Origin of the sequence: Sphingorhabdus pulchriflava, from assembly GCF_003367235.1 — a bacterium.
Lineage (GTDB): Bacteria > Pseudomonadota > Alphaproteobacteria > Sphingomonadales > Sphingomonadaceae > Sphingorhabdus_B > Sphingorhabdus_B pulchriflava.
In genome coordinates this window covers 346,292-372,830 of record NZ_QRGP01000001.1, presented here as the reverse complement: position 1 = coordinate 372,830, position 26,539 = coordinate 346,292, and the positions used below count along the sequence as shown (strand labels likewise).

General features: G+C 57.6%; 28 protein-coding genes. 18 read left to right on the top strand and 10 right to left on the bottom strand.

The window, feature by feature from the left end; genetic code table 11:
• Nucleotides 1-3 precede the first annotated feature (3 nt).
• The 3 genes from DXH95_RS01880 to DXH95_RS01870 all read right to left on the bottom strand — a co-directional run bounded on the left by DXH95_RS01880 (nt 4) and on the right by DXH95_RS01870 (nt 3,583).
• Nucleotides 4-546 carry a cytochrome b/b6 domain-containing protein gene (locus DXH95_RS01880; protein ID WP_115547769.1) on the bottom strand — a complete coding sequence of 181 codons (543 nt, stop codon included), beginning with the start codon at nt 544-546 and terminating at the stop codon, nt 4-6.
• A gap of 95 nt (nt 547-641) precedes the next feature.
• Nucleotides 642-2,714 (bottom strand): glycine--tRNA ligase subunit beta, encoded by a 2,073-nt coding sequence (glyS, locus tag DXH95_RS01875; protein WP_115547768.1) that lies wholly within the window; start codon nt 2,712-2,714, stop codon nt 642-644.
• Nucleotides 2,711-3,583 (bottom strand): glycine--tRNA ligase subunit alpha, encoded by an 873-nt coding sequence (locus DXH95_RS01870; protein WP_115547767.1) that lies wholly within the window; start codon nt 3,581-3,583, stop codon nt 2,711-2,713. Before DXH95_RS01870 ends, glyS begins: the two co-directional genes overlap by 4 nt.
• Before the next feature lie 191 nt (nt 3,584-3,774).
• Here DXH95_RS01870 and DXH95_RS01865 point away from each other — a divergent pair, with 191 nt between their 5' ends.
• The 9 genes from DXH95_RS01865 to DXH95_RS01825 all read left to right on the top strand — a co-directional run bounded on the left by DXH95_RS01865 (nt 3,775) and on the right by DXH95_RS01825 (nt 9,582).
• The gene (locus tag DXH95_RS01865) at nt 3,775-3,987 is read left to right on the top strand and encodes a helix-turn-helix transcriptional regulator (RefSeq protein ID WP_115547766.1); all 213 of its coding nucleotides are present in this window, start codon (nt 3,775-3,777) and stop codon (nt 3,985-3,987) included.
• Nucleotides 3,980-4,645 (top strand): hypothetical protein, encoded by a 666-nt coding sequence (locus DXH95_RS01860; RefSeq protein WP_115547765.1) that lies wholly within the window; start codon nt 3,980-3,982, stop codon nt 4,643-4,645. Before DXH95_RS01865 ends, DXH95_RS01860 begins: the two co-directional genes overlap by 8 nt.
• Nucleotides 4,646-4,696: 51 nt before the next feature.
• Nucleotides 4,697-5,632: a TraB/GumN family protein gene (locus DXH95_RS01855; protein WP_115547764.1), complete on the top strand. Its 936-nt coding sequence runs from the start codon at nt 4,697-4,699 to the stop codon at nt 5,630-5,632.
• A 138-nt stretch (nt 5,633-5,770) separates the two neighbouring features.
• Nucleotides 5,771-6,187, top strand: a complete 417-nt coding sequence (locus DXH95_RS01850; RefSeq protein WP_115547763.1) for a hypothetical protein — start codon at nt 5,771-5,773, stop codon at nt 6,185-6,187.
• A gap of 115 nt (nt 6,188-6,302) precedes the next feature.
• Nucleotides 6,303-6,917, top strand: a complete 615-nt coding sequence (locus DXH95_RS01845) for a 50S ribosomal protein L25/general stress protein Ctc (RefSeq protein ID WP_115547762.1) — start codon at nt 6,303-6,305, stop codon at nt 6,915-6,917.
• 122 nt (nt 6,918-7,039) lie between these two features.
• Entirely contained in the window at nt 7,040-7,612 is a 573-nt protein-coding gene (pth, locus tag DXH95_RS01840) for an aminoacyl-tRNA hydrolase (protein WP_115547761.1), read from the top strand.
• A gap of 31 nt (nt 7,613-7,643) precedes the next feature.
• The gene (locus DXH95_RS01835) at nt 7,644-8,060 is read left to right on the top strand and encodes a DUF1330 domain-containing protein (protein ID WP_220272233.1); all 417 of its coding nucleotides are present in this window, start codon (nt 7,644-7,646) and stop codon (nt 8,058-8,060) included.
• Nucleotides 8,061-8,063: 3 nt separating this feature from the next.
• On the top strand, nt 8,064-8,567 hold the full coding sequence (locus tag DXH95_RS01830) for a P-loop NTPase family protein (protein WP_115547759.1): 504 nt from the start codon (nt 8,064-8,066) through the stop codon (nt 8,565-8,567).
• A gap of 34 nt (nt 8,568-8,601) precedes the next feature.
• Nucleotides 8,602-9,582, top strand: a complete 981-nt coding sequence (locus DXH95_RS01825; protein ID WP_115547758.1) for an SDR family oxidoreductase — start codon at nt 8,602-8,604, stop codon at nt 9,580-9,582.
• A 6-nt stretch (nt 9,583-9,588) separates the two neighbouring features.
• Here DXH95_RS01825 and DXH95_RS01820 read toward each other — a convergent pair whose 3' ends face one another.
• The gene (locus tag DXH95_RS01820; RefSeq protein ID WP_115547757.1) at nt 9,589-10,248 is read right to left on the bottom strand and encodes a CAP domain-containing protein; all 660 of its coding nucleotides are present in this window, start codon (nt 10,246-10,248) and stop codon (nt 9,589-9,591) included.
• Between the two features lie 135 nt (nt 10,249-10,383).
• Between DXH95_RS01820 and ychF the strand changes: the two genes are divergently transcribed.
• Both ychF and DXH95_RS01810 read left to right on the top strand, forming a co-directional pair.
• Complete coding sequence (gene ychF / locus DXH95_RS01815; protein WP_115547756.1) at nt 10,384-11,484, top strand: redox-regulated ATPase YchF; 1,101 nt, start codon at nt 10,384-10,386, stop codon at nt 11,482-11,484.
• Between the two features lie 45 nt (nt 11,485-11,529).
• Nucleotides 11,530-11,958 carry a group II truncated hemoglobin gene (locus DXH95_RS01810; protein WP_115547755.1) on the top strand — a complete coding sequence of 143 codons (429 nt, stop codon included), beginning with the start codon at nt 11,530-11,532 and terminating at the stop codon, nt 11,956-11,958.
• Here DXH95_RS01810 and DXH95_RS01805 read toward each other — a convergent pair.
• Nucleotides 11,955-12,344: a MerR family transcriptional regulator gene (locus DXH95_RS01805; RefSeq protein ID WP_115547754.1), complete on the bottom strand. Its 390-nt coding sequence runs from the start codon at nt 12,342-12,344 to the stop codon at nt 11,955-11,957. The two genes, DXH95_RS01810 and DXH95_RS01805, sit on opposite strands and share 4 nt — an antisense overlap.
• A 72-nt stretch (nt 12,345-12,416) precedes the next feature.
• Here DXH95_RS01805 and DXH95_RS01800 point away from each other — a divergent pair, with 72 nt between their 5' ends.
• From DXH95_RS01800 to DXH95_RS01790, 3 genes are read left to right on the top strand one after another with little or no spacing between them, the layout of a single operon-like run.
• Nucleotides 12,417-13,196: a MauE/DoxX family redox-associated membrane protein gene (locus DXH95_RS01800; RefSeq protein ID WP_115547753.1), complete on the top strand. Its 780-nt coding sequence runs from the start codon at nt 12,417-12,419 to the stop codon at nt 13,194-13,196.
• 5 nt (nt 13,197-13,201) lie between these two features.
• Nucleotides 13,202-13,519, top strand: coding sequence for a hypothetical protein (locus tag DXH95_RS01795; protein WP_115547752.1), 318 nt, complete (start codon nt 13,202-13,204; stop codon nt 13,517-13,519).
• 38 nt (nt 13,520-13,557) lie between these two features.
• Nucleotides 13,558-14,853: an alpha/beta hydrolase gene (locus DXH95_RS01790; RefSeq protein WP_239016510.1), complete on the top strand. Its 1,296-nt coding sequence runs from the start codon at nt 13,558-13,560 to the stop codon at nt 14,851-14,853.
• Here the strand turns inward: DXH95_RS01790 and DXH95_RS01785 are convergent.
• Complete coding sequence (locus DXH95_RS01785; protein ID WP_115547751.1) at nt 14,850-15,581, bottom strand: hypothetical protein; 732 nt, start codon at nt 15,579-15,581, stop codon at nt 14,850-14,852. The genes DXH95_RS01790 and DXH95_RS01785 overlap by 4 nt on opposite strands.
• A gap of 80 nt (nt 15,582-15,661) precedes the next feature.
• Between DXH95_RS01785 and lipB the strand changes: the two genes are divergently transcribed.
• The 3 genes from lipB to DXH95_RS01770 are packed head-to-tail and all read left to right on the top strand — an operon-like array spanning nt 15,662 to nt 17,952.
• Nucleotides 15,662-16,351: a lipoyl(octanoyl) transferase LipB gene (gene lipB, locus DXH95_RS01780; protein ID WP_115547750.1), complete on the top strand. Its 690-nt coding sequence runs from the start codon at nt 15,662-15,664 to the stop codon at nt 16,349-16,351.
• Between the two features lie 9 nt (nt 16,352-16,360).
• The gene (locus DXH95_RS01775) at nt 16,361-16,645 is read left to right on the top strand and encodes a hypothetical protein (RefSeq protein WP_115547749.1); all 285 of its coding nucleotides are present in this window, start codon (nt 16,361-16,363) and stop codon (nt 16,643-16,645) included.
• Between the two features lie 8 nt (nt 16,646-16,653).
• The gene (locus tag DXH95_RS01770) at nt 16,654-17,952 is read left to right on the top strand and encodes an NADH:flavin oxidoreductase/NADH oxidase family protein (RefSeq protein WP_115547748.1); all 1,299 of its coding nucleotides are present in this window, start codon (nt 16,654-16,656) and stop codon (nt 17,950-17,952) included.
• Nucleotides 17,953-18,052: 100 nt separating this feature from the next.
• Here DXH95_RS01770 and DXH95_RS01765 read toward each other — a convergent pair whose 3' ends face one another.
• The 4 genes from DXH95_RS01765 to DXH95_RS01750 all read right to left on the bottom strand — a co-directional run bounded on the left by DXH95_RS01765 (nt 18,053) and on the right by DXH95_RS01750 (nt 23,272).
• Complete coding sequence (locus DXH95_RS01765; protein ID WP_115547747.1) at nt 18,053-19,711, bottom strand: alkaline phosphatase family protein; 1,659 nt, start codon at nt 19,709-19,711, stop codon at nt 18,053-18,055.
• A 12-nt stretch (nt 19,712-19,723) separates the two neighbouring features.
• Nucleotides 19,724-21,409 carry an AMP-binding protein gene (locus tag DXH95_RS01760; protein WP_115547746.1) on the bottom strand — a complete coding sequence of 562 codons (1,686 nt, stop codon included), beginning with the start codon at nt 21,407-21,409 and terminating at the stop codon, nt 19,724-19,726.
• A 9-nt stretch (nt 21,410-21,418) separates the two neighbouring features.
• A complete protein-coding gene (locus DXH95_RS01755; RefSeq protein ID WP_115547745.1) occupies nt 21,419-22,528 on the bottom strand; it encodes an MBL fold metallo-hydrolase in 1,110 nt (369 codons plus the stop codon).
• A gap of 63 nt (nt 22,529-22,591) precedes the next feature.
• Nucleotides 22,592-23,272, bottom strand: coding sequence for a DUF1013 domain-containing protein (locus tag DXH95_RS01750; RefSeq protein ID WP_420822281.1), 681 nt, complete (start codon nt 23,270-23,272; stop codon nt 22,592-22,594).
• Nucleotides 23,273-23,559: 287 nt separating this feature from the next.
• Between DXH95_RS01750 and DXH95_RS01745 the strand changes: the two genes are divergently transcribed.
• Nucleotides 23,560-26,505 carry a TonB-dependent receptor gene (locus DXH95_RS01745; protein WP_115547743.1) on the top strand — a complete coding sequence of 982 codons (2,946 nt, stop codon included), beginning with the start codon at nt 23,560-23,562 and terminating at the stop codon, nt 26,503-26,505.
• Nucleotides 26,506-26,539 lie beyond the last annotated feature (34 nt).

Below are 26,539 nucleotides of genomic sequence, written 5' to 3'. Positions count from 1 at the left end.
GAATTATTTGGCGGATTTGTTCGCAAAAAGCATGAAGCGCGCCAAGGGGCGTTTGAATGCCAGCAAGTATAAAACATGCATGACGACAAATGCTATCGCCAGATTGGCCAGCAGTTCATGCGCCTCTTCATAGGCTTCGCCCGATTCATCCTCACCGCCTTCGCTTTCATGTTCCTCACTTTCATCTTCGCCCGAAAAGGAAAATGAGCTGAGCGATGTCGGCTGGAATGCCCGGCCATTGTCCATCATGATGCCGGTGCCAGTCGCACCGATGACCGAAAGCGCGATGCCCGCAAGCAAGACCCGGCTGATCGCGGGGTGGGTGGCGATACCCTTCAGGTGCATATCCTTGAACGATGGATAGAAACGTTCCAGCCCGAGCTGCGGCACACCGCTCAACGCCCAGATCAGCCGGAAGGTGATCAGGGCCGCGACGCCATAGCCAAGCCAGGCGTGGATCAGGCCCATCTCGGCGGAAAAATAGGCGGCAAGAACGGTAAGCGCGAGGAAGGCATGAAAAATGCGTATGCGATGCATGACGGCCATGACGAGGGTTTCCTTTGGAGAGGAAACTCTTCACGCGCCCATTCGGGCCCGAACGCAATGATTTAAGTCAATCACCACCAAATTGCAGGCCGGGCCTAACCTTCGATTTTGGAGAAATCCGCAACACTGTGGACCGCGTCGCGGAACCGTCTGAGCAAATCCAAACGACGAGTGGCAATGTCTATGTTAGGGTGAAAGACCAATACACCGTCAAAGAAGCTGTCAATCGGCTCTCTCAATGTAGCGAGGGCTTTCATCGCGTCTTCAAACTTCTCGGCCTCAACGGCGGCGGCTGCCTTGGGTTCGGCTTCGTTGAGCGCTCTGACCAATCCGGCTTCTCGCTGATCTTCCGTATCTGCTCCGTCGCCTAATTCTGGAGCAGTTACGTTGACCCGTGTGCTGCCTTGTTTCAAAATATTCGTCGCCCGCTTATACCCGGCGAGCAAATTCGCACCCTCATCGGTTCCGACAAAGCCCTGCAATGCCTTCACCCGCGCGAGCAGGCGGACAAGGTCATCTTCCCCGCCGAGCGCAAACACCGCGTCGATCAGGTCATGCCGGACGCCAGCCTCGCGTTGTTGCACTTTTAGGCGGTCGGCGAAGAAGTCGATCAGTTTTTCGAACGAAAGACCGTGCCCTATCGCATAAATAGCGAAATACGCCTTCCCCTCGCCAATCTTCAATAACGGCAACCTTACGCCGTTAGTTTGAAGCGTAGCAAGAACGCCGATCGCTGCTCGTCTGAGTGCAAACGGATCTTTCGATCCTGTCGGCCAAGCTTCCATCGCTCCAAAAGCGCAAATCGTATCCAGCTTATCCGCCAAACTCACCGCCACCGTGACCGGAGCAGTGGGCACATCGTCGCCCTGTCCGACCGGCTTGTAATGGTCGCGTACTGCATCGGCGACAGCATCCGCCTCGCCCTGCGCGCGGGCGTAATAGCCGCCCATGACGCCCTGCAATTCGGGGAATTCGCCAACCATGCCGGTGACGAGATCGGCCTTGCACAGCCGCGCTGCGCGTTCGGCGTCGTCTGCGCTTGCACCTTTGACGATGCCCTCTTCGACCAACCAGCGGGCCAACTTCGCCACGCGTTCGACCTTGTCGGCAACGGTGCCCAGTTTCTCGTGGAAGGTGATCTGCGACAGCTTCTTCGCTTGCTCGTCGAGCGGGATTTTCAGGTCCTGCTCCCAGAAGAATTTCGCATCGCTCAATCGCGCCGCAAGCACCTTTTCGTTGCCTGCGACAATCGCCGCGCCACCATCGTTCGCAACGATATTGGCGGTGCAGACAAAGGCGTTGGCGAGTTTGCCGGCCTTGTCATGGCAGACGAAGTATTTCTGGTTCACCCGCGCGGTCAGCTGGATGACCTCTTCGGGTACCTCAAGAAACGCGGGGTCGAACCGGCCGAGCATCGGCACCGGCCATTCGGTGAGGCCGCTATTTTCGTTGACGAGGCCTTCATCGGGAACAAGCGACAGCCCCACATCGGCGGCGGCCTTTTCGGCACCGGCACGGATGATTGCGCGACGTTCTTCCTGATCGACGATGACATGCGCGGCGCGCAGCTTCATCGCATAGTCGCCGGCATTGCCGATAGTCACTTCGCCGCTGTGGTGGAAGCGATGGCCTTTGGTCGCGGAACCGCTGACGATGCCGTCAATTTCGCATGGCACCACATCATCACCGAGCAGCGCAACAATACCCTGCAACGGGCGCACCCAGCGAAGGCTTTCGGTCGAAATCGATGCGGCGCCCCAACGCTGCGACTTGGGCCAGGGGAAGGCGCGAATGATCGCGGGGATCGCTTCGGCCATAACCTCAGCGGTCTTGCGGCCGGGTTTTTCGACCACGGCAAAGAAGACGCCATCGCGTTCGATCAGTTGATCCTGCGTCAGGCCGACCTTGCGCAGGAAACCTTCCATCGCCGGCGGCGGCGCGCCAGCCTTGGGGCCCTTGGTTTCTTGAGACACCGCCTCGGTTTCGAGCGGCAGGCCCTTGGCAATCAACGCCAATCGGCGCGGGGTCGCGAAAGTGATGATGTCGGCGGCCTTGAGGCCGGCCCTGTCGAGTTCTGCGGTAAACAGGCGCGCCAGATCTTCGCGCGCCTTATCCTGCATGCGCGCCGGTATTTCTTCACTGCGAAGTTCGAGGAGGAAGTCGCTCATTCCGCCCACCCGTTCTTGTGCATCCATGCCTCGCAGCTTCCCTTGGCCAGATCACGCACGCGGCCGATATAGCTGGCGCGTTCCTGCACGCTGATCACGCCGCGCGCCTGCAACAGGTTAAACAGATGGCTCGCCTCGATCGCCTGATCATAGGCTGCCAAGGGCACGCCCGCATCGATGCAGCGCTTGCACTCCGCCTCGGCATGCTGGAAGCCTTTGAAGAGCTGTTCGGTGTCCGCGACTTCAAAATTATATTTCGAATGCTCGCGTTCATTCTCAAGGAACACATCGCCATAGGTGACGCCTGCCGAGTTGAACTTCAGGTCATAAACGCGGTCGACACCCTGAATATACATGGCAAGGCGCTCGAGCCCGTAGGTCAACTCACCCGCAACCGGTTTGCAATCAAAGCCGCCGACCTGCTGGAAATAAGTGAACTGCGTCACTTCCATCCCGTCGCACCAGACTTCCCAGCCGAGGCCCCATGCGCCGAGAGTCGGCGATTCCCAGTCATCCTCGACGAAGCGGATGTCATGTTTCAGCGGATCGATGCCGATTGCGTCCAGTGAACCCAGATACAGTTCCTGCAGGTTCGCCGGGCTCGGCTTCATGATCACCTGATATTGGTAATAATGCTGCAACCGGTTCGGGTTTTCACCATAGCGGCCGTCGGTCGGGCGGCGGCTCGGCTGCACATAGGCGGCGTTCCAAGGATCGGGGCCAAGCGCACGCAGCGTGGTCGCCGGGTGAAAGGTACCCGCGCCCATACGCATGTCATAAGGTTGCAGGATGACGCAGCCCTGTTTGCCCCAATAATCATGGAGCGTCAGGATCAGGTCTTGAAAGGTCAGAGGATCGCCGCCGGACATGGCCAGCCCCTTGGCCGATGAAGCCCCCTAAATCAAGCATCTGTGCCGCAGCGCAACAAATAGCGCGGGCAAATCCGCATAAATCCTGCCAATGTCAGGTGTTCATGGCAATATGTCAGGGGTTGTTGACATTGTCAGCGAATCAGTACATATAGTCAGGGTAAGCTGACATATGGACAATAAGAGCTGACATGGAAAACAGGCTGAGAGTGCTGCGCGCAGAGCGCCAATGGAGCCAGGCGGAGCTTGGCGAGCGGCTCGATGTTTCGCGGCAAGCAGTGAATGCGATCGAGACGGGGAAATATGATCCCTCGCTCCCGCTCGCGTTCAAGATCGCCCGGCTGTTCGACATGCGGATTGAGGAGATTTTCAACGATGGTTTCGATGGAGACAAAAATGACTGACCTGCCCGAACTCGATGAGACCGAGGCTGAAGGCAATGTCGGCAGGTCGCTGGCGTGGATCGCGGCGGCGGCGCTCGGCACGATCTTCACTGCGGGTGCGATTGTCGGCGTGATTGCGGCGGCTACCGAATCTGGCAGAACACTGTCCGGGATCGACATCGCCATTGTGGCTGGATTGGTCGCTATCATCGGCGCCCTGGTCTACACGCAATGGAACCTTGCGCGCCGCATTCGCATCGGCGGCGGCCCGATGACGACCCGCGAAAAACTCAATCGCAATATCATGGTTGGCTGCGGCCTGGTGGGTGCGGTGATTGGTGCCATATTGGTGGCAACCGATGGTACGATACCATCTGATCCCCAAACCATGTTTTCCGATAGCCCGTTACCGCTGGCGCTGGCAGTATTTCTGGCGGTTTTCTGGGGTGTGATCATGCCCATCATCGCCTGGTTCTGGCATACCCGCGCCATCGATGAGCAGGAAGCCAATGCCTATCGCGATGGTGGCTATTATGCGGCCTATGCTTATCTCATGGGGGCACCAACATGGTGGTTCCTGTGGCGCGGCGGTTTGGCACCTGAGCCCAATGGCACGCTGATATTCTGCCTGTTTGCAATCATCTGGACCGCTGTCTGGTACTGGAAAAAATACCGCTGAACCGGCCCCAAAGCCTCTCCCACTCTATTATTCAATCAAAGGACAACTGAAATGAAATCGCTTCTCCTGAACAGTGCCCTGCTGGCCATTACACTGTCGCTTTCGGCGATTGGCGGGCCGACGGCCTCCCCTGCCCTGGCTGCAGAAACGCCGCCTGCCGCTCCCGCCGCGGTTGAAACGGTCGACGTCGACCCGGCGCTGTGGGTGGTCAAGGACGCGGACACCACCATCTATATGTTCGGGACCGTCCATATCCTGAAACCCGGCATGGGCTGGTTCGATGAAGCGGTGAAGGAAGCATTCGACAAGTCGGACCGCCTCGTCCTCGAAATGGTCGAACCCGGTGCCGGAGAGGCGCAGCAACTTTTCGCCAAATACGGCCTCGATAAAAGTGGGAAACCGCTCACATCCAAAATGACCGAGGAGGAAAAGGCCATTTACACCAAGGCGATGGAAAAGGTCGGCTTGCCCGCTGCAGCTTTTGAACCCTTTGACCCCTGGGCGGCGGCTGTCACCATGCAAGTCATGGGACTGCAAAAAGGCGGTTATGACACCAATAGTGGTGTCGAAACCCAGCTGACGGCAGCAGCCAAAGCTTCGAAAAAACCCATTTCGGGTGTTGAAACGATGGAATCACAGCTCGCCATATTCGATAGCTTGTCGCAGGAGACGCAGGTCAAATTCCTGATCGAAGCCGCAAAAGTGGTCGACGATATGACTACAAGCATGGACGCGATGGTGGCGCTTTGGGCCAAGCCTGACCCGGACGGTCTGGCCAAGGTGATGAACGACGGGCTGACCGACCCCAAACTTTATGCAGCTTTGCTTACCAACCGTAACGCCAACTGGGCGGCATGGATCAACAAGCAGATGGAGAAGCCCGGCACCATTTTCATGGCGGTTGGCGCAGGCCACCTATCGGGCACCACCAGTGTACCGAAGCTGCTGACTGCTTATGGCATCGAAACGGAGCGCGTGGCCTATTGAGGTGCTCGGCCGCATCTGTGCATTCGGGCGGGGCGTAGTGCTCCGCCCTACTTTTTGCAGGTGCGTTAGTACTCCTCGAAACTTGGCGACAGCTCTGCCACCATGCTATGTGGACCAAATAGTTGGAGGAGTTCGAAAATGATCGGCAAGTCTGCGCTTGGAACCGCCATCGGCATGGCTTTGATTTCTGCACCATTGGCAGCGCACAGTGTTGAGACAGCCAAAGGGAATTGGGCGGATATCCCGCTGCTCGCCCGGCATCACACCGTGCGACTGAACGAACAAGCCATGGCGGGCATCGATGCCGCGGTTTCCCAAGGCAAATGCAGCGCTATCAGCCAAGGCAAGCGGATTAATCTCGACATGGACTTCCTTGTCGAATTTGCCCGTGACAACAGCATCAAACGCGTGATTGTTGAAGAGATCGGCTGCCCCGAGGTCGAACAGATTGCTGCCACCGCTACGTCACAAGCAGCGTCCAAAGGCTGGCTGAAACCGACAGGCGAAAATGAAACCGGTTGGTATCGCGGTTCGATAACTTACCGACTGCAATAAGCCGCCGACTCTAACGCTTGCATTTTCGCGGCTTTCCGCCTAATGGCGCGCGCTTGCCGTGATGGTCATCCCTGGAGGCGTGGCGGCAAGAACTGAATTTATTTGGAGATTTATTATGAGCGATCAGCTGACTTTGTCGGCCGAGCCGCGCGAACGGGCTGGCAAGGGAGCCTCCCGTGCATTGCGTCGCGAAGGCCGTGTACCTGCCGTTATCTATGGCGACAACAAGGCTCCGGAAGCCGTCCATGTCGAGGAAAAGGCCCTCGTCAAGGCTTTGATGACCGGCCACTTTTCAAACAGCATTGTCGAAGTGACCGTCAACGGCAAAACCGAACGGACCCTTCCAAAGGATGTGGCATTCCATCCGGTCACTGATCGCCCGATCCATGTCGACTTCATGCGCCTGTCAAAGGACGCAACGGTCCATGTCGAAGTCCCCGTCGTCTTCGCAAACGAAGAAGCTTCGCCGGGCCTGAAGCGCGGTGGCGTTCTCAATATCGTTCGTCACGAACTCGAACTGATCTGCGACGCCAACCTGATCCCCGACGAAATCGTCATTGACGTGACCGGTTTCGACGTTGGCGATTCGATCCACATCAGCCACGTTACGCTGCCCGCTGGTTCGAAGAGCGCGATCACCGATCGTGACTTCACCATCGCGACCGTCGTTGCACCTTCGGGCATGAAGTCCGCTGAAGGCGACACGACCAAGTCTGAAGGCGAAGCTTGATAGCTTGAAATATCGCGCTGCCCCTGCGATTGCAGGCAGCGCGACTGGTTCGCACTCGAAAGAGTAATGAACCACCAGTTGCCCCCGCTTCGGCGGGGGTTTCCTGTTTTTGGGAAGGTGCGATGCAAATTTGGGCAGGCCTTGGCAATCCGGGACCGCAATATGCGATGCACCGTCACAATGTCGGCTTCATGGCAGTGGATGCGCTTGCCGATCGCTATGAAGCCCCGGCACCTGCCAAGAAATTTCAGGGATGGATGCAGGAAGTCCGCATCGGCGGCGACAAAATCATCCTCCTCAAACCCGCAACTTTCATGAACGAAAGCGGTCGCAGCATCCGCGCGGCGATGGATTTTTACAAGCTTGACCCCGAGGATGTGACCGTCTTTTATGACGAACTCGACCTCGCACCCTTCAAAATCAAGGTGAAACGCGGCGGTGGGGCAGCGGGACATAATGGCATCCGTTCCACCATCGACCATATCGGCGCTGATTTCCGACGTATCCGGCTTGGCATTGGGCACCCTGGCCACAAAGACCGGGTGACCGGATATGTACTAGGTTCATTTTCCAAGAGCGAAATAGATCCCCTTGCCGATATGCTAGGTGCGATCGCTGCAGAAGCCGGCTGGCTGGCGAAGGGTGATGATGTGCGTTTCATGAGTGAAGTTGCGCGGTACCTCAACGAGGATTGAATTATATATGGGTGGAGCACCTTATTTGTCAGTGACCGACGCGGCAGGTCGCGCCTTTTTCATGCGCAACATACAGGGACCGGTAATGATGCTGAACCTTCTGCGTTTCCGAGCGACGGCTGATTACAGCGCTTCGCCGGAGCTTGCGCCTGATGCTCCAATCACTGGCGAACAGGCTTTCCAGCGATATATCGACCATACAAAGCCTTACCTTGCAGCCAGCGGCGGGAAAATCCGTTTTCTCGGCAAAGGCGGCAGCTGGTTGATCGGCCCGGAAGACGAGGCTTGGGATATGGCAATGCTGATCGAGCAGGAAAGCGTTGCCTCGTTTATCGGCTGGAACAGTCATGAGGATTACCTGAAGGGCATTGGCCACCGCACGGCTGCACTGCTCGATTCCAGACTGCTTCCACTGGTTGAAACAACCGGGGCTTCAGCGCAGGACTAACCCATGCAGCGCGTGTTAATCGTGGGGCCTTGCGGGGCGGGAAAATCGACTCTTTCTGCAGAGCTTGGCCCGATACTGGGCCTGCCGGTCTATCACATGGACCAGCTAAACTGGAAGCCCGGCTGGGTCGAAAGCAACAAAGACGAAATCCGCGAAAAGCTCGCCGCTATAACGGCAACTGATCGCTGGCTGATCGACGGCACCTATGGCGGCACGCTGGCGGAACGGCTGGAGCGGGCGGATACCGTTCTCTATCTCGACTATCCGATCCGTCTGTGCGTGGCGCGATTGCTGCGGCGCATCTGGAAGTTTCGTGGGCGCGCGCGCCCCGACATGACCGAAGGCTGTCCGGAGCGTTTTGATCTGGGCTTTCTATTTTATCTTCTGCAGTGGAACAGCGGGCCGAAAATTCGTCTTGAGAGACGACTGAAAGGCCATGAACATAAAATCATCCGCTTTGCCGATCCGATACAGCTGAAACGCTGGCTGGACTCGCATTCGGCATAAAGCCAGTTATCTTGGCAATCAAAGGAGAGCCAGGATGACCGATATTGAACGCCGCACTGTAATCAAGACTGCACTGGCCGCGGGTGCCGCTGCCACTTTACCGGGCGCAGCATCTGCTGCTGACAAGCCGCTTGCAGGCAAATCGGTGCTGATTACTGGTGCTTCCTCAGGTTTTGGTTATCTGGGCGCCCTGCATTACGCCCGCCTTGGCGCAAAGGTTATCGCCTCCATGCGAGGATTGCCGCGCAAAGAGGCGGACGAACTCAAAGCCGAGGCCGCGAAGGAAAAACTGGACATCCAGATAATCCAGATCGACGTCACCTCCGACGAACAGGTCGCAAAGGGCGTTGCCGAAGCGGAGAAGATTGCCGGCGGGCCTCTCGATACCCTCATCAACAATGCAGGCGTCGGCTATGCCGGGCCAATCGAATTGCAGGACATGGAGGCAACCAAGCTGATCTTCGACACCAATGTCTATGGCCCGCACCGTATGGCGCGCGCGGTGCTGCCGGGAATGCGCAAGGCGAAGCGCGGGTTGATCTTCAACATATCTTCGCAATTGGGCCGGGTGATCGTGCCGTCAGCAGGCCATTATTCCCCCACCAAATTTGCGCTGGAGGCGATGAGCGAGGCGATGGCCTATGAACTGGTGCCGCACAATATCGAGGTCTGCGTGATCCAGCCGGGTGGCTATCCGACCAAGGTGTGGGTCAACCGCAACCAGTTGGCCAGCGAACTGAAGGCGCGGCTTACAGCCGATCAGACAGAGGCCTATCCTGCATTGGTCGATTCCATGGGTAAGGAAGACGGCACCCGCCGCAGCGCAGACCCGATGGATGTGCCCCGCGCGATCGCCGAAATCGCGGCGATGCCAGCAGGCACCCGTCCGCTTCGTCGGGCCGTGCATCCGGGAACGAAGCCGCAGGAAGTGATCAACAAGGTGTCGGCGGAAACGCAGCTAGCAATGCTGGGCAACTCACCCTTCGGGCCTTGGGTGAAAGCGGTGCACGATTGAGACCGCTCATTCGCCCCTTGGCGGGATGATCGGGTAACCATCTGCAGTTCGAGCAAGAACAATAACGCACATATTCAGCCATCGCGCATGGCGTCCGCAAGCTACGCCCGCATAGCGATATTCACCGGACAATAGCTGCTTACGATGTCCGCGATCCGGAACTCCGTCATCGACCACCAGCTGCTGAACGGCGTTTTGCGGGCTGGAATAATTGTACACGATCGCTTCACCGACATAGATGTCGCCTCCATGTGCCTTGACGCGCTGCCCCGGCCCCTTGCCGTTCGAATAATGGCCGGTCTCCCCACTCGCTCCTTGCGCCTTCACATGGTCAGCGGCGGCGCGCGCCAACAGTTCGCTATGCCCCAGCGTCGTAATTGAGCGCCTTTTGCGCAGCTCGCGCGAAGCTTCAGCAACTGCACGTGGCCCCTCATATGTCGTAAAATCAGGCCAATCGCCCTCGCCCAGCAGAACATTGCCTTCAAAGCGCTGGCCCAAATCATCAAGCTCACGCGCATAGGCTGTGGGGTTACTGCGCAAGAAATTGATCTCGGCCAGCACATCTGCCTCATCACCATTGCGAGCCGATGATGGCATCGCCGTCAGGCCAATCGTTGCAATGACCAGCCATGGCCATTTGAGACCCGCATTCATCTTCCCACTCATCCGAATGATCCGTCCAGCCAAGGCAATATCAATGGCTACCTTAACCGCAGGCTACGGCAGATATGTTTTGGCAAGGCTGGCCTTTCGTACCCACTCCCGCTAAGGCGCGCGCAATTCATTCCCAACGAGGATATTATGGGTTTCAAATGCGGTATTGTCGGGCTGCCCAATGTGGGCAAGTCCACCCTGTTCAACGCGCTGACCGAGACGCAGGCGGCGCAGGCGGCGAACTATCCCTTTTGCACGATTGAGCCCAATGTCGGCGCGGTCGCGGTGCCCGATCCGCGGCTGCACGTGATCGCGAAGATTGGTGGCAGCCAGAAAATTATCGAGACACAGTTGAGCTTTGTTGACATCGCAGGCCTTGTGCGCGGCGCTTCCAAGGGCGAAGGCCTGGGCAACCAGTTCCTCGCCAATATCCGCGAGGTTGACGCCATCGTCCATGTGCTGCGCTGTTTTGAAAATGACGATATCCAGCATGTCGACAACAAGATCGACCCCATTTCGGACGCCGAAACGGTCGAGACCGAATTGATGCTTTCCGACCTTGAAAGCCTCGAAAAGCGCGTTCCGGCCTTCCAGAAAAAGGCGACCGGTGGTGACAAGGAAGCGAAAATTGCGGCGGCTGTGCTTGGTCGTGCGCTTGATCTGCTGCGCGATGGCAAGCCTGCTCGACTGTTAACGCCCAACGATCCGGAAGAAGCGCGGATTTTTCAGCAAGCACAATTGCTGACCTCCAAGCCCGTGCTGTACGTCTGCAATGTCGAGGAAGCCTCGGCGGCAGAGGGCAACGCACTGTCCGCCAAGGTGTTCGAAAAGGCCAAGGCCGAAGGTGCCGAGGCGGTAGTTGTCTCCGCCGCAATCGAGGCCGAAATCTCCACCATGCCTGCCGAGGACCGCGAAGTGTTCCTGTCCGACCTCGGGCTGCACGAAACCGGGTTGGCGCGAGTCATCCGTGCCGGTTACGAACTGCTCCACCTCATCACCTTCTTCACTGTCGGCCCCAAGGAAGCCCGCGCCTGGACGGTATTCAAAGGCGCAAAGGCCCCGCAAGCGGCAGGCGTGATCCACAGCGATTTCGAGAAAGGTTTCATCCGTGCCGAAACCATGGCCTATGACGATTATGTCCAGTTCAACGGCGAAGCCGGAGCCAAGGAAGCGGGCAAGTGGCGTTCCGAAGGCAAGGAATATGACGTCAAAGACGGCGACATCATGCTGTTCCGTTTCAACGTTTGATTTCGCTCAAAGACTGTCTAGCGCGATAGTTTCAGAAGCACGATTATGAGCGAAGCCGATCCCCAATCCAAACCGCAATTGCCGTTTGACCGCATTGGCGGGCGCGAACCGATCGCGCGCATGGTCAACCGCTTTTACGACCTGATGGAAAGCGAGCCCGATTTTGCCGAGCTTCGGGCCATGCACGCCCGAGACCTTACGCCAATGCGGGAGTCGCTGACTGATTTCCTGATGGCCTGGATGGGTGGGCCGCGCGACTGGTTCGAAAAACGCCCTGGTGCCTGCATCATGTCGGCCCACCGCGCGCTCGACGGCATGAATTTCGCGGTCGCCACCCAATGGGTGCTGGCGATGCAGCAAGCGGCGAAAGAAACTATTCCCGGCGATCCGGATTTTGTCGACTCAATGGTTTCGGCCTTTGCCAGTATGTCCAAAGGCATGGCCGCCAACGCCGGGAAGAGTGATACCCACTAGGACGAAAAAGCCTCGATGATCGGGCATGGCCCGTCATCGCCATGCGCACAGATCTGTGCAAGGCCGGACAAAGACTTCTGCGCCCTCTTCAACCGGGCAATTTCGTCGTACAGCGCAGCTATGCGCGCCCGTGCCATTTCACGCACCCGTCGGCGATCTCTTCCTTTATCGAGCGCCAGCAGTTCGGCGATTTCGGAAAGGGTGAAACCTGCCTGTTGCGCGGTACGAATGAAGCGCAGCTGCCTCACGTCCGAGTCGTCATAATGCCGGATACCATTACCCCGGCCTAAGTCGCCGGGAACTTCGAGCAGTTTTTTGCGTTGATAAAAGCGAATGGTTTCAACACCTACACCGCCCGCTTTGGCCAATTGCGAAATCGTCAACATTGAAGCTTGACTCCGTACTATGGTACGGATGCTAGATAGGTGTGGCACGACAATAATGAAAGGAACAATGTCATGCCCTCTCCAGAGAAAACAGCGGTGCTTTACCGCATGGTCTTGCCCGACCATATCTGCCCTTATGGGCTGAAAGCGCGGCATCTGCTGCGCAGCAGGGGCTATAAGGTCGACGATCGCTTGTTGACCACCCGCGCCGAGGTCGATGCCTTCAAGGAACAACATAGCGTCGCAACCACGCCGCAAATCTTCATCGATAACGAGCGCATTGGCGGCCATGACGATCTACGCCGCCATCTCGGCCTGTCAGTAGCTGATCCCAACAAGCTGACCTATCGGCCCGTCCTTGCCGTTTTCGTAATTGCAGCGGCGCTGGCGATTTCGATCGGGATTGGCAGCGGCCACGGGCTGCTTCTTATCCCGATGATGGAGCGCTTCATTGCCATCAGCATGGCGATCCTTGCCCTGCTGAAGCTGCAGGATGTCGAACGCTTTGCGACGATGTTCCTCAATTACGACCTGCTGGCGCGCAAATGGGTGCCCTATGGCCGCATCTATCCCTTCGCAGAAGGGCTGGCGGGCGTATTGATGGCCGGGCATCTGCTGCCATGGCTGTCGATACCTATCGCTTTGTTCATTGGCACTATCGGGACAATATCGGTGTTCAAGGCAGTCTATATCGACCAGCGCGAACTGAAATGCGCCTGTGTCGGCGGCAACAGCAATGTACCGCTCGGCTTTGTCTCGCTCACCGAGAATGTGATGATGGTGGCGATGGCATTATGGATGGGCATGCGCGAAGCGCCGCTCTGGACCGCGGCGCTCTTTGGGACTATCTGACGCCCATGTTCCGCAACTTGCTTGCCTTGCTTTTCCTGATTGCGCTCGCATTGCCCGCCGTGGCGATGCCTGCGCCTGCAGACGAAAACGCAGTGGCGATGGCCGAAGACTGTCACGGCATGCCAATGGAACATGGCGACAAATCACCGACAGGCGAGCAAGTGATGCATCATGGCTGTATTGGATGCGTCGCACCCTATGCGCCTGCGATAGCGGAAGTGCGCGCAGCGGTTCTGGTAGCGCCGCCGCTGCCCGGGCTGACGGCCACATTGTCCGGCTTTGCCCCGAAACCGCACGACCCACCTCCGCGAAGCGAAATGTGACCTTTCACATTTCAACCAATTTTCACGGGACACTTAAAATGAAGATGTATTTTTCCGGCGCGAGTGCGCTGGCGCTCATTATGTCTGCGCAATCGGCACAGGCGCAAGAACATGATCATTCGCAAATGGATCATTCGCAACACCAGACCGCACCAACTGAAGCGCAAAACCATGAAGGCCATGAAATGGCTTCAGACGCCCCGGCCGAAGGCTCTGGCACATCACGCCTTCCTGCTGCAGAAGGCGGCGGCCACTCCGGCCTCCACATCGACGCCGGTGACGACTGGATGGTGATGGCGCATGGCTATGCCTGGGGTGTCTATACCGACCAATCTGGCCCACGCGGCGATGACAAGGCCTATGTCCAGTCGATGGCGATGCTCAATGCCGAGAAGGCAACCGGCTGGGGCAAGGTGCAGCTGAAATCGATGTTCAGCCTCGAACCGCTGATGAAAAATCGCGGCTATCCCAACCTGTTTGCATCGGGCGAGACTGCTGGTGGCGAAGCGCTGGTGGACCGGCAGCATCCGCATGACCTGTTCATGGAACTGGCCGCCCGCGTCGACATCAATGTTGGAGCGGATGGCAGCGTTTTCCTCTATGGCGGCCCGGTAGGTGAGCCAGCACTTGGCCCGAGTGCCTTCATGCACCGTGGTTCGGCCCGCTATAATCCGGAAGCGCCGATCACGCACCATTGGTTTGATAGCGGCCATATCACCTATGGCGTTGCAACCGCAGGCTTTGCTTCGCGCCAGTTCCAGATCGAGGGGTCAATCTTTACCGGTCAAGAGCCGGACGAAGATCGCTGGGATATCGAAAAGCCCCGCTTTGACAGCTGGTCGGTGCGTGCGACATGGAACCCGACGCCCTATTGGGCGGTGCAAGCGTCAACCGGACGGTTGAAGGAACCGGAATCGCTCCACCCCGGCGAAGATGAGCAGCGCACCACCGCTTCGGTCCATTACGCAAATGGCAAAGGTCTCTCCGCGATGCTCGCGTTCAGTGCGAAAGACCGCAAGCCAGGCGAAACGCTGACTGCTTGGATTGCAGAAGCGAATTGGGACATTGACGATCATCACACGATTTTCGGCCGCTTCGAAAATGTGAAAAATGACGAGCTGTTCCCGGATCATGACGATCCGCTGCACGACATGCCATTTCGCGTGAGCAAGTTTCAGGCTGGCTATGCCTATCGCTTGCCGCTGGGCGAGCAGTTCAATCTGGCGCTGGGCGGTACGGTTTCAGCCTTTGCCAAGCCTGATGCGCTCGACGCGGCCTATGGCAAGAACCCGATGGGCTATACGCTGTTCGCCAGGCTGTCGCTGGGGCTTTAATCCGCCGTCAAATTCCGGTAGATCGCGACCGAGAGGGAAACCATCAAGGTCGCGATCACCGCACCCAATGCAGCATCGACGCCGGTTTCAATGAACGGAACACCCTCTGCACCGGCGAGCAGCCGACAGGCAAGCCCCACAAATAGTCCGATGATCATCGCGGTCAGGCTCGCAACCAACGCAACCACCAGCGTCAGGAAAAAGATCGACCATCCATTGCCGCGGGTCAAATCCCAAACGCGGGCAATGGTGCCGGAAAAGCCGCGTTCGGTTTCGGCGACGGCTACCGCACCCAGGGGTGTCAGACGACCAGCGAGATACATGCCCGGCAGGATGAGCGCCAGAAACCCGGCAAGCGTGATCAAGCCACCCGCAAGCTGGACAATGAAGTAAAAGGGCAACAGCGCCAAAGCCTTACCCAGCGCTGAACCGATGGTCGCCAGATCTTTCCGTGTCAGCAGCACATAAATCGCCACCGCACCAAAAAAGCTGAGCAGTCCAGTCGGCAGCAAGGTGAACCAGTTGCCTGCATAATAGACCTGAAATGCTGCGAGTATTTCTGCGGGTGTCGAGGCATCGACAAGATCGGGTTGACCTGCAAACAGGCGCGACACCCAATCCGGCACAAACAGGAACAGCCCCGAAATCGCCCCTACGCCTTCGCGATGGGCGTTGAGTTGCGCCTGTGTGTCTTTCCAGACGCTGGAATAATCGAGTTTGCGGTTCATGCTGCCTCCGGTTTGTATTCGAGAGTTAGAGGCAAGCCACAGGGCTGGCAAGCGCCGCTGTGAGGCGCTAAGGCCGCGCAATGAAAGCCATTGGCGACATAGATTGGGACGTTTCCGAAGGGCATGTGCCCTATCCGGAAGCGCTCGCCCGGATGGAGGCGCGGCAGGCGGCCATCCATGAAGGCAGCGAGCGCGAGTTGATATGGCTGCTTGAACATCCTCCGCTCTACACCGGAGGCACCAGTGCCGACCCCGCCGAGCTGTTGAGCCAACAATTCCCGGTTTACGATACCGGGCGTGGCGGGCGCTATACCTATCATGGGCCGGGCCAACGCGTTGGCTATGTGATGCTCGACCTTGCCAAGCGCTGCAAGGATGTGCGCTGCTATGTCCATGCCATCGAAGGCTGGGTGATAAATGCGCTCGCCCGTTTTGGCGTAGACGCGCGGCGTGCCGAAGGGCGTATCGGCATCTGGTGCGATACCAGATCAGGGCAGGAAGCGAAAATAGGGGCTATCGGCGTGCGTGTGCGCCGCTGGGTGACCGCGCATGGCTTTGCCGTCAACGTCGCGCCCGACCTTTCCCATTTCGGCGGCATCGTACCGTGCGGTATCGCCGAATATCCGGTCACCAGCCTGGCCGACCTGGGTATCACCGCCAGCCTTGCCGATTTCGATGCCGCACTGGAGGCGACTTTGCCCGAATTCCTGAACGCGCTTGCAAAAGCGGGTGGCTCTTGCAACCTAGCGGTCAAAGCTGAAACAAATTGAGAGGATAACATGCGTCGCGTCCTGATCTTACTGGCAATTGCCCTTCCCGCGCTTTCGGCCTGTGGCGGCAATGATGCCGACAGCAAGGTTACCGAAACCCGTATGGACGATATCGACAGCGTAGAGGGCACGATCAGTGACGAGATGATCCCGACCGACGAGGTGACCGAAATGGCGCCCGTTGAAGCAAGTGCTGCACCAGCCGCAGCAACGCCGAAGGCCGATGAAAAGGCCTCTACAGACAAGCCCGCTGCACCACCGACGACCGAACCAGCACCCAAGGCAGGCGAGTAACCGCAACCATGGCATCCCTACTCGCTGAACCCTTGACGCTGCCCTGTGGCGCGACACTTCCCAACCGCATCTCCAAAGCCGCGATGACCGAAGGGCTCGCCGATATTTATGGCCGCGCGACCGGTGAACTCGACCGGCTCTATCTGGCATGGAGCGAGGGTGGTTCGGGGATGCTTCTGTCGGGCAACATCCATGTCGATGCCGACCATCTTGAGCGGCCAGGCAACGTCATTATCGATCGCGAGCCTGATGATGATGCCAAGCGCGCGCTTTCACACTGGGCGGCGGCGGCAACCCGCAACGGCAACCATTTCTGGGCGCAAATCAGCCATGCCGGTCGCCAGACGCAAAAGGCAGTGAACGCGCACCCCAAGGCGCCATCTGCTGTCAAGCTCGGCCTGCCCGGTGGCCAGTTCGGCCAACCGGTCGCACTGACCGAGGAAGAGATCCTCAACATCATCGCCCGTTTCGGCACGGCTGCGCGCGTGTGCAAGGAAACGGGCTTTACCGGGGTGCAGATCCACGCCGCCCATGGCTATCTGATTTCGCAATTTTTGAGCCCGCGCGCCAATCTACGCGACGATCGCTGGGGTGGAAGCCTTGAGAACCGGGCGCGCATCCTGTTATTCACGGTCAACACCGTGCGCACGTTAGTCGGTCCCAGCTTCCCGATTTCGGTCAAGCTCAACAGCGCCGATTTCCAGAAGGGTGGTTTTGCCTTTGAAGATAGCCTGCAGGTCGCCAAATGGCTGCAGGATGCGGGCGTTGACCTGATTGAAATTTCGGGTGGCACGTACGAGCAACCCAAGCTGCTGGGCATGGAAGGCATCGAGGAACCCGAAGAGCAGAATGTTGCCGCCTCGACCCTGCAACGCGAGGCCTATTTCGTCGATTTCGCCAAGGCAATGCGCAGCGAGGTTAAGGTGCCGTTGATGGTCACCGGTGGCTTCCGCACCCGCTCCGCAATGGAACAGGCGCTGAAACAGGGTGCCGCCGATGTCATCGGCATTGGCCGCCCGATGTGCTATTTCCCGGAAGCGGCCAAAAGGCTGCTCGGCGGGATGGAAATGCTGCCGCGCAAAGAGAATGAGCTGGCGTTGTTTCCGCCGTCGCTGCAGTGGCTCAAGCGCTGGAAGGCGATGCGGGCAATCGACAGCTTTGCCTGCCAATATTGGTTTTACAGCCAGTTGTACGCGCTGGGAAAAACCGGACGCCCATCACCTGACATGACTGTGTTTCAATCAATGCGCGAAGTCGAGAGCACGCATAAGCGCTGGTTGAAGGAACGGCGGGCTGTGGTGAAGTAATTCGGTCGCCCCGGCAAAGACTGGGGCCGCTGGTGGTTTACGCTTCAAGCGCAGTTTAAACTTTTGACTGCCCCGGCCTTCGCCGGGGCGACGCATGCCCTTATTTGCAATTGCTCGCTGCACCAGCCATCAAATCCACACAGCGGCCGTCGATTTCATCCTTGGGCACATCCAGCCCGATCAGGCTGGCCAGTGTCGGCAGAATATCTACGGTTTCGATGCCATTGGGCTGTTCGTAGGGCGCGACGCCCTTCCACCAGAACAGGATCGGCACCCGGCGGTCATAGCCCCAGGGCGAACCATGCGTGGCGACATAGCCGAAGCTGGTGTTAGGAATCGGCGTCACATAACGTTTCAGCGCGACATAGAAATCGCCCGAACGCGAAGGATCGAAATTGGCACGCACGCGCTGGATCAGGCTCCAATCCTCGGGCGGGCCGGAAGGCGATGGGGTAGCGGCAATTTCATCCTTGGTGATGACGGCCTCCACCTGCGGGTGGGTGCGATAATGCTTGAGCGCAGCATCGAGCACCGCGGACCGCTTGGCCGCCGGGATTTTGGTCGAAAGATACATGTCGCCAAATGGCGCGTCGCCCATGATGGCCGGCTCGGGCAGGTCAAACGCCTTGGCAAGCGCAGGTCCAACGCCTTGCGGCATCAGTTTTATATCCGCGCGTTCCGCAGCTGGCAGCCCCTGGATGTTGTTGCGTTCGGGCAGGTCATGCCCGCCATGATCGGCAGTCAGCACCACCAGATAAGGCACCTTGCTCTTGTCGAGCGCCGCAAACATGCGGCCCAGCGTCGCATCAAGTGCAGCCATCTGGGTACAGGTTTCAGCGCCTGCGGTACCAAATGTGTGGCCAATATAGTCAGTGGCGGACAGGCTGATGGCGAGGACATCGGTTGCGGCACCCCGGCCAAGTTTCTTTTCGCCAAATGCCGCCAAGGCGAGGTCCATCGTCAAAGAATCGAATTCCCCCGATGCGCGAAAGGCGCGGGCATCTCCGGGCTTGCGTTGCTGGAGCGTCCCCACACTCGCATCGCCACCAATGCTGACGCCTCGCGAATGGCTGGCGCACATGGTGGGCAGTTTGACGGCTGCAGGCTTGTCGATCGCTGCCTTGGCGCGGCTGTTCACCAAGGCCGCGCCTTTGGGAATTGCCGCTTCGCTACCGGCATAGCTGCGGAAAGATTTGCCATCCCACCACATCGTCAGCGTGGTGTTGTGCCCACCCATCATCACTGCGCCACGATCCTTGCCCGAAACCGCAACCACCTGTGATGCCGGGTTCGCAGCGCGCATGCGATCACCAAGCGTGGGTACCTTGAGCAGCTTTGGCGAAACCGTATAATCGCTGCTGTTGCTGCCCTCGATGCTGGTATCTTCTGAGCAATAGACACCATAATCGGCTTTGCCATTTTTCCCGGTGCGCGCCTGTGTAGGATCAAACCAGCTATTCGCGATGATGCCGGTGCGTGCCGGGCGACTTCCCGTCAGGATTGTCGAGTGGCCGGGGCACGTCTCGGTAGCGGCATGGCTTTGATAGCCATTGGGAAAGGCAATCCCGCCCGCCAACCGCTTCAGCCCGCCGTTGAAATCGTCACGATATTCATTGAAGAGATCGGTCGATAATTGGTCGACCGAGATGGCCACAATCAGTTTTGGCTCGGGTGCTTTGGGCGCGCCATCCTGCGCAAATGCAGGGCCAGACGCCAACGCCGCCGCGCCGAGCATCCATGCGGTCAAACTCTTCATCATTTCCTCCCGAATTTACACGCCAATTTCGGCGCGCAATGCCTTGCGATCAAGCTTTCCGATCATGGTCTTGGGCAATGATTCGCGAACAACAACAGCCAAAACCCGTTCATGCTTGCCCAATTGCGGATTGAGCCAGCTGGCAAGCGCCTCGCCGCTCACTTCATGGCCTTCGTTCAAGGTGACGAATGCCTTGGGGCGCTCGCCCGAATAGGGGTCGGGTACACCAATGACCAAAGCTTCTTTCACCGAGGGATTCTGGTAAAGAATATCCTCTACCTGACTTGGAAATACCTTGAATCCACCGACGGCGATCATGTCTTTCAGACGGTCGACGATAAAGATGAAACCATCCTCGTCGATTGTTGCCACATCGCCCGTACGCAGCCAGCCATCGACAAACACTTCTGCCGTTGCCACTGGCTTGTTCCAATATCCCGCCATGATCTGCGGCCCTTTTGCGAGCAATTCGCCAGGTTCCCCATCGGGGGCAGGCTTGCTCGGATCTTCCTTGTCGGCAAGGCGTACGAATGTTCCGGGTATCGGTTGGCCGATACTGCCAATCTTGTTTAGCCCTTCATAGGGATTGCACGAAATCACGCCCGAGCTTTCAGTGAGGCCGTAGCCTTCGATCACCACCGATCCGCTCCGTTCCTCGAAACGCGATTTCAGCTCGGCTGCCAGCGGCGCTCCGCCCGATATGCACCCCCGCAAGCTCGAAAAGTCCGTTGCCGCGATCGCCGGATTATCGAGCAGCGCCTGGTACATCGTCGGGACACCCGGAAGCGATGTCACTTTGGTCCGGTTGATCGCCGCTAGCGCTGCCTTGGCCTCAAAGCGCGGCAGCATGACGATTTCACCGCCATTATCGACCGTCCGGTTCAGCACCGTCGCGTTGGCGAACACATGGAAAAATGGCAGCACCCCAAGGATGCGGTCCGTAGCATTTTCCTGCGGGTTGTTTGCGCGGCTATGCGGATCGAGCAGGTTGATTTGCCGCGCATTGGCGCTGATATTCTGGTGTGTCAGCATCGCCCCTTTCGGGGTTCCAGTCGTGCCGCCGGTATATTGCAGTTGTGCAATGTCGGTTTCAGGGTTGCATGCCACGGGCTGGAACGCACCATCGTTGGACATGAAGCGGGCAAAACGCGTTATGCGATCATCGGATGGAATGTCAGCGGTTTCAGAACGTTTCAGCAGCCGGTAGGCCAATCCTTTCAGCCGCGGCAACGCCTCTGCAACATTGCCGACGATAAGTTGCTTCAGGCTCGATTGGTTCAATACCTTGATCGCCGTCGGTAAAAGCGCTGCCGCCGAAACGGTGACCAGAATCGAAGTGCCACTGTCTGCCACCTGATGCGACAATTCATCGACGGTGTAGAGCGGTGAGAAGTTGACGACGGTCGCGCCTGCTGCCAGCGCTCCGTAATAAGCGGCGATGTAATGCGGCACATTGGGCAGGAACAGGCCGACATGATCACCCTTGCCGACCCCTTGCAGCTGCAGGCCACGTGCAAACCGCCGCACCATCTGCGCCATTTCGGTATAGCTGAACTTACGCCCCATGAAATCGGCTATTGGGGCCTTGCCTTGCCGCTCGGCAGATCCAAAAAACATGTCATGCACCGACAATGGCGGAAAAGTCTGCTCCCATTTAGAAGGATGCAGGTAATTCGAAACCCAGGGGGTCTTGGTGGACATAAATCTCCTCTAAGCGGCGCTATACCAGCCTACACCGTCAATTGTCTCCACCTTTGCACGGCCTGTTGCCACCAGATGTACAAGGTGGGCGTGCGATTCCCCCGTCGCTAGTCCGAATACATGTTCATCAATCGGTCGGTCGAAAAGCAGCGCAAAGGTATCAACCGCGCGCATCGGCTTTTCACGCAAAGCAATCTCCAGCTTGTCGAGTCGGTCGTGATGCCCCTCGGCAAGCTTGTCGAGCCGGACATGAACACCCCGGAATGGCGAACCATGCGCCGGAAGCACGAGCATGTCGCCGGGCAGCTTGCGCCGGAACTTGGCAATCGAATCGAGCCACTCACCCAAGGGGTCGGCATCCGGCTCGCTGTCCATGATCGAAACATTGCTCGTGATGCGCGGCAAAATCTGGTCACCGGCGATGATCACGCCATTATGGTGATCGATAAGGCAGGTATGCTCGGGCGTATGCCCTCCGCCCGTCATCGCTTCCCAGACCCGCCCGCCGATGCGGACATGCTGGCCATCCTCTAGCCGGCGATGGCCGGTGGGCAATTGTGAAACCGCACGGGCAAAACCGCCAAAGCCGCGCTGGCGCATATCTTCGACTTGCTGCTCGTTATAGCCTTGGAAACGACGCCGCTCGAGAATCTCCTTGGGCGGCTCGTCACGCTGGTCTGCGGTCAGCATCCGCGCCATCAGCCATTCGGTACGGTTCATCCACAACTGCACCTTGCAGCGGTTGGCGAGCCAGCCTGCGCAGCCAACATGATCAGGGTGGAAATGGGTGACGAAGATTCGCGTCATGCGCCGGTGGCCGAGCGCGCCTTCAAGCAGCTTTTTCCATTCCTCTATAACAACCGGCATGAACAGGCCGGTATCGGCAATGGCAAAGCCATCGCCCTGCTCGTCACGATCATCGAGCAGCCAGATATTGATATGGTTCAGGTTGCCGGGCACCGGCATCCGCGTCCAGCCCATGTCGGGTGCCAGCGGATAGATTTCGCCATAGCCGGGAACATGCTCGCCCAGCGGATAGGTCAGCCCCTTGATCTCGATCGGCTCGAATCCGTGATCGGCGAGCGACATGTCATAGGCTGGAAGTGTTTCGGCAGTCATTCCTGACTGCCTGCCCCATACGTCACCATATCGCAATGGTGACGTTAGGGAAGGTAGTCGAGATTATTCGCCCGATTTCTTGAACAGCGTTTCCGCCGTCAGTTCGGCAGGCGCTTCTTCCTCGCCATGCAGCGCTTCTTCTGCAGCCCGCTTGGCTTCGTCGCGTTCGTTGCGAAGCTGCTCAAGCAGTGCTTCCTTGTCACCGGCAAAGCGAGTGTCATCGGCAGCCTTGTCTTCAAGGCCGGCTTTCTTGGCAGCGCGTGCGACGATCGAGTCGAGCTCACGTTGCGAGCAAAGGCCGAGTGTTACCGGATCCTTCGGCTGGATTTCGCTGATGTTCCAGTGGCTGCGTTCACGGATTGCCTGGATCGTGTTGCGCGTGGTGCCGATCAGCTTGCAAATCGCACCATCCGAAATTTCGGGGTGGTTGCGCAGCAGCCAGGCGATGCCATCGGGCTTGTCCTGACGCTTCGATACCGGGGTATAGCGCGGACCCTTGGTACGGCGAACCTGTTCCGGCCCCTTGCTGATTTTGAGCGAATAATCAGGATCGGCCTGGCCTTTCTCGATTTCATCCATCGAAAGCTCGCCAGCGCGAACCGGATCGCGGCCGGTATATTTGGTGCCGGTCATGTCGTCAGCCATTGCCTGCACCTCAAGGATGTGCAGACCGCAAAACTCGGCAATCTGCTGAAAGCTGAGCGCGGTGTTGTCGACCAGCCATGCTGCGGTCGCGTGCGGCATCAGGGGAACGAGTCCGTTCTGGGCCATGTCTGATTCTCCAATAAATAGGGCCGCCCCTTACCGGAGCGGCCTGAACATGCCTGCCGCTTAGGCCAAAGCCGCCCTTACGGCAAGCGACATTCGTGCGACACTCGTCGGAAAACTCTGCATTCCTATGCAGGAAAGGCTTGACTGCGTTAATTGCGCACTTAACACTGCACTTCGCCAAAGGTTTGAGGAGACCTTCGAAGACGTAATTAGATTTCATTACATCACTATCTCGTAGCAATTAATGGAGGGAGAGAACCATGCGTAAGCTACATCTTATCAGTGCGACTGCGCTTGCTGTTTCGATGGCAATGCCAGCTTTTGCACAAGATGCACCACAAGCCGATGAAGACGCCGGCTATAATGACGACATCGTTGTCACCGCGCAGCGCCAGGCGCAGAGCCTGCAGGATGTGCCAATCGCGGTATCGGCATTTACAACCGAAGCGCTGGAGCGACAGCAGATCGACAATCCGCAAGAATTGCAACTTGCACTGCCGAGCACGTCGATCACATACGGCAACTTCTCGGGCACCAATATCACAATCCGCGGCATTGGTTCGCCAGTAGTTGCGGCCTCCGGCGATGCGGGGGTTGCAATCCATTTCAACGACATGCCGCTGATCGGCAGTCGCATCTTCGATTCCGAGTTTTACGATCTGGAGCGCCTCGAAGTTTTGCGTGGACCGCAAGGAACGCTATTCGGACGCAACGCGACAGCGGGCGTTTTCAACATCATCACGGCCAAGCCGGATCTGAACGCATTTGGGGCCGCTGGCGAAGCCTCCTACGGAAAATATAACACGATACAGGCCAAGGGCATGGTCAATGTGCCGATCGGCGATATCGCCGCTGTCAGGCTGGCTGGCATGTACCTGAAACGCGACGGGTATACGAAGAATCTCAACACCGGAAATGACATTGACGGCCGAGATTATTATTCCGTTCGCGGTTCCTTCAAGCTGGAACCCAGCGATTCAACGAAATTCACCGTAACGGCCCAGTATTTTAAGGAAGACAGCAACCGCTCACGTGGCCAGAAACAGCTTTGCGCTACGGATGTCACTGCCATTCTCGGTTGCCGCCCCGACCAGGAAGCCTTTCAGGTCATCAATGGCGACTCTACGGCTGTCGGGACATTGGGAAGCCGTGAGTTCCTGACGATCGCAGGATTTGGTCCCTTGGCGGCTTTCGGACTGGGCAGTGTTTACGGAGACGATGGACACTCCTACGATACGGCGATCAATCCGACCAATGTTCGGCGAGTCGCAGTTGACTTCGAGCCCTTCTGGAAATCCGACCAGTTGACGATCAGTGCAGAACTGGAGCAGAGCTTCGGAGACCTGACGGCCACATTGACCGGTGGCTATTCTGAGAACGAATATTCATCCAGCCTTGACTATAACCTGACAACGACGCGCAGCCTCGCCAATAATCCTGGCCTAGTTGCATTGCGGGCCGCCGGTGCTGGCGGAAACCCCATTGCGCAAGCAATATTGAGGTCAGGTGCATTCCGAGGAAACCAGCTTTGCGCTTCAGCGTTTGACCCGTTGCATGCAGGCTCGATCGGCGGACGAGTGCAATCGTGCGCAGATAATACGACCGAGTTCGATTATTCCGGGGGCAAGAACAAACAATGGTCGATTGAAGGACGTCTGGCATCTGATTTTGATGGTCCTTTCAACTTCCTGTTGGGCGGTCTGTATCTTGAGAGCACAGGGCGAAATAATGATTATGCGGTCATGGCCTCTGGCTTCGACTACATGTCAACGTTCCTCGGTGTCGCCACAGCGCTGGGTGCCGGCCTTCCATCGCTGAACTACGCTTTGGCCCCGCCATTCTTTCACAGCAATACGGACAAAGCCCATTTGAAAACCTACGGTTTGTTCGGTGAGGTCTATTTTGACTTGGCTGACAATTTGAAGGTGACGGGTGGCCTGAGATACTCGAATGACAAAAAATACATTCGGGCTCGCCAGCCGTTCCTAAACGTACTCGTCCCTTATGGAACGACCGACGTTAATTCGATACTGGCAAACTTCGACGGAGACAGTTCGAAACCAGGACAACAGGAATTTGCCATACAATCTGGCACGTTCGACGAAATAACGGGACGCGTTGTTGTTGACTGGAAACCTGATGTCTCCTTCACGGACGACACACTGGTTTATGCAAGTTACACGCGGGGTTATAAGCCCGGTGGATTTAATCCGCCTTACGATCCAAACTTGTTCCCGCCCATTCCGTTGACATTCGACGGAGAGCTTATCGATGCTTTCGAAATCGGGACCAAAAACAGCTTCATTGGCGGTCATCTGCAGCTCAATGCAACCGGTTTCTATTACAAATATAATGGCTTTCAAGTCAGCCGGATCATCAACCGCACATCGTTCAATGACAATACGAACGCAACGATCTACGGGGTCGAACTGGAAGCAATCGTTAGACCGGTAAGGGAATTCACGGTCAATGCCAGCCTTTCCTATCTCAAAACCGAAATCGCCGACTTTAATACAGTAGACACGCGAAATCCTTCCAATGGACGTAGCGATGTGGTGATCATCAAGGATCTGCAAAGCGCTGCTAACTGCGTCGTTGCTCCCGCTGTCGCTGGAAGTGTTCCCATTGCCAACACGCTGGCGCTTGTAAACGGGTTCAATGCTGTTGCCGGAGGCGGCCTGATCAGGCCTGCAGTCCAGGTACCCGGAACAAACTCCTTTGGTGCCTTCTCACTTTGCGGCGCATTGGGCAGCTTCATTCGCGCCAATACTCCCGCAGGTACCTACCTGTTTGACGCGGGCGCGGGCGGTGGCTTCTTCCTGCCTGGCGGTGTGGAACGCAACCTGAAAGGTAATGAACTAGCCAACTCGCCAAACTTTAAATTCTCTGTTGGCGCTCAGTATGACATTAAAACCAACAGTGGCTGGACCATTACGCCGCGTGCAGACCTGTACTTCACGGGTAATGCATGGGGCAGCAATTTTAATACAGTCCGCGATCGTATTAAGTCATATGAAATTGTCAGCACACAGCTGACTGTCTCTGGACCAGAAGACAAGTTTTATGCGCGGGCATTTGTATCGAACTTGTTCAACTCGCAGGCGATCACAGGCAAGTATATTACAGACCCGTCATCGGGCCTGTTCACAAATATCTACACGCTGGATCCGCGCACCTACGGCGTTGCGGTAGGTTTCCGGTTCTGACCTGAGCCGGTAGCGCAAACATCAAACCCCGGAG

Coding starts and splice junctions, on each gene's coding strand:
- DXH95_RS01760 (WP_115547746.1), bottom strand. CDS start 21,409: ATGTCCACCAAGACCCCCTGGGTTTCGAATTACCTGCATCCTTCTAAA.
- DXH95_RS01785 (WP_115547751.1), bottom strand. CDS start 15,581: ATGAACCGCAAACTCGATTATTCCAGCGTCTGGAAAGACACACAGGCG.
- lipB (WP_115547750.1), top strand. CDS start 15,662: ATGAAAGCCATTGGCGACATAGATTGGGACGTTTCCGAAGGGCATGTG.
- DXH95_RS01845 (WP_115547762.1), top strand. CDS start 6,303: ATGAGCGATCAGCTGACTTTGTCGGCCGAGCCGCGCGAACGGGCTGGC.
- DXH95_RS01825 (WP_115547758.1), top strand. CDS start 8,602: ATGACCGATATTGAACGCCGCACTGTAATCAAGACTGCACTGGCCGCG.
- DXH95_RS01870 (WP_115547767.1), bottom strand. CDS start 3,583: ATGTCCGGCGGCGATCCTCTGACCTTTCAAGACCTGATCCTGACGCTC.
- glyS (WP_115547768.1), bottom strand. CDS start 2,714: ATGAGCGACTTCCTCCTCGAACTTCGCAGTGAAGAAATACCGGCGCGC.
- DXH95_RS01820 (WP_115547757.1), bottom strand. CDS start 10,248: ATGAGTGGGAAGATGAATGCGGGTCTCAAATGGCCATGGCTGGTCATT.
- DXH95_RS01850 (WP_115547763.1), top strand. CDS start 5,771: ATGATCGGCAAGTCTGCGCTTGGAACCGCCATCGGCATGGCTTTGATT.
- DXH95_RS01795 (WP_115547752.1), top strand. CDS start 13,202: ATGTTCCGCAACTTGCTTGCCTTGCTTTTCCTGATTGCGCTCGCATTG.
- DXH95_RS01770 (WP_115547748.1), top strand. CDS start 16,654: ATGGCATCCCTACTCGCTGAACCCTTGACGCTGCCCTGTGGCGCGACA.
- DXH95_RS01830 (WP_115547759.1), top strand. CDS start 8,064: ATGCAGCGCGTGTTAATCGTGGGGCCTTGCGGGGCGGGAAAATCGACT.
- DXH95_RS01805 (WP_115547754.1), bottom strand. CDS start 12,344: ATGTTGACGATTTCGCAATTGGCCAAAGCGGGCGGTGTAGGTGTTGAA.
- DXH95_RS01765 (WP_115547747.1), bottom strand. CDS start 19,711: ATGATGAAGAGTTTGACCGCATGGATGCTCGGCGCGGCGGCGTTGGCG.
- DXH95_RS01855 (WP_115547764.1), top strand. CDS start 4,697: ATGAAATCGCTTCTCCTGAACAGTGCCCTGCTGGCCATTACACTGTCG.
- DXH95_RS01750 (WP_420822281.1), bottom strand. CDS start 23,272: ATGCCGCACGCGACCGCAGCATGGCTGGTCGACAACACCGCGCTCAGC.
- DXH95_RS01860 (WP_115547765.1), top strand. CDS start 3,980: ATGACTGACCTGCCCGAACTCGATGAGACCGAGGCTGAAGGCAATGTC.
- DXH95_RS01865 (WP_115547766.1), top strand. CDS start 3,775: ATGGAAAACAGGCTGAGAGTGCTGCGCGCAGAGCGCCAATGGAGCCAG.
- DXH95_RS01745 (WP_115547743.1), top strand. CDS start 23,560: ATGCGTAAGCTACATCTTATCAGTGCGACTGCGCTTGCTGTTTCGATG.
- DXH95_RS01880 (WP_115547769.1), bottom strand. CDS start 546: ATGGCCGTCATGCATCGCATACGCATTTTTCATGCCTTCCTCGCGCTT.
- DXH95_RS01810 (WP_115547755.1), top strand. CDS start 11,530: ATGAGCGAAGCCGATCCCCAATCCAAACCGCAATTGCCGTTTGACCGC.
- DXH95_RS01800 (WP_115547753.1), top strand. CDS start 12,417: ATGCCCTCTCCAGAGAAAACAGCGGTGCTTTACCGCATGGTCTTGCCC.
- DXH95_RS01775 (WP_115547749.1), top strand. CDS start 16,361: ATGCGTCGCGTCCTGATCTTACTGGCAATTGCCCTTCCCGCGCTTTCG.
- DXH95_RS01790 (WP_239016510.1), top strand. CDS start 13,558: ATGAAGATGTATTTTTCCGGCGCGAGTGCGCTGGCGCTCATTATGTCT.
- pth (WP_115547761.1), top strand. CDS start 7,040: ATGCAAATTTGGGCAGGCCTTGGCAATCCGGGACCGCAATATGCGATG.
- DXH95_RS01755 (WP_115547745.1), bottom strand. CDS start 22,528: ATGACTGCCGAAACACTTCCAGCCTATGACATGTCGCTCGCCGATCAC.
- ychF (WP_115547756.1), top strand. CDS start 10,384: ATGGGTTTCAAATGCGGTATTGTCGGGCTGCCCAATGTGGGCAAGTCC.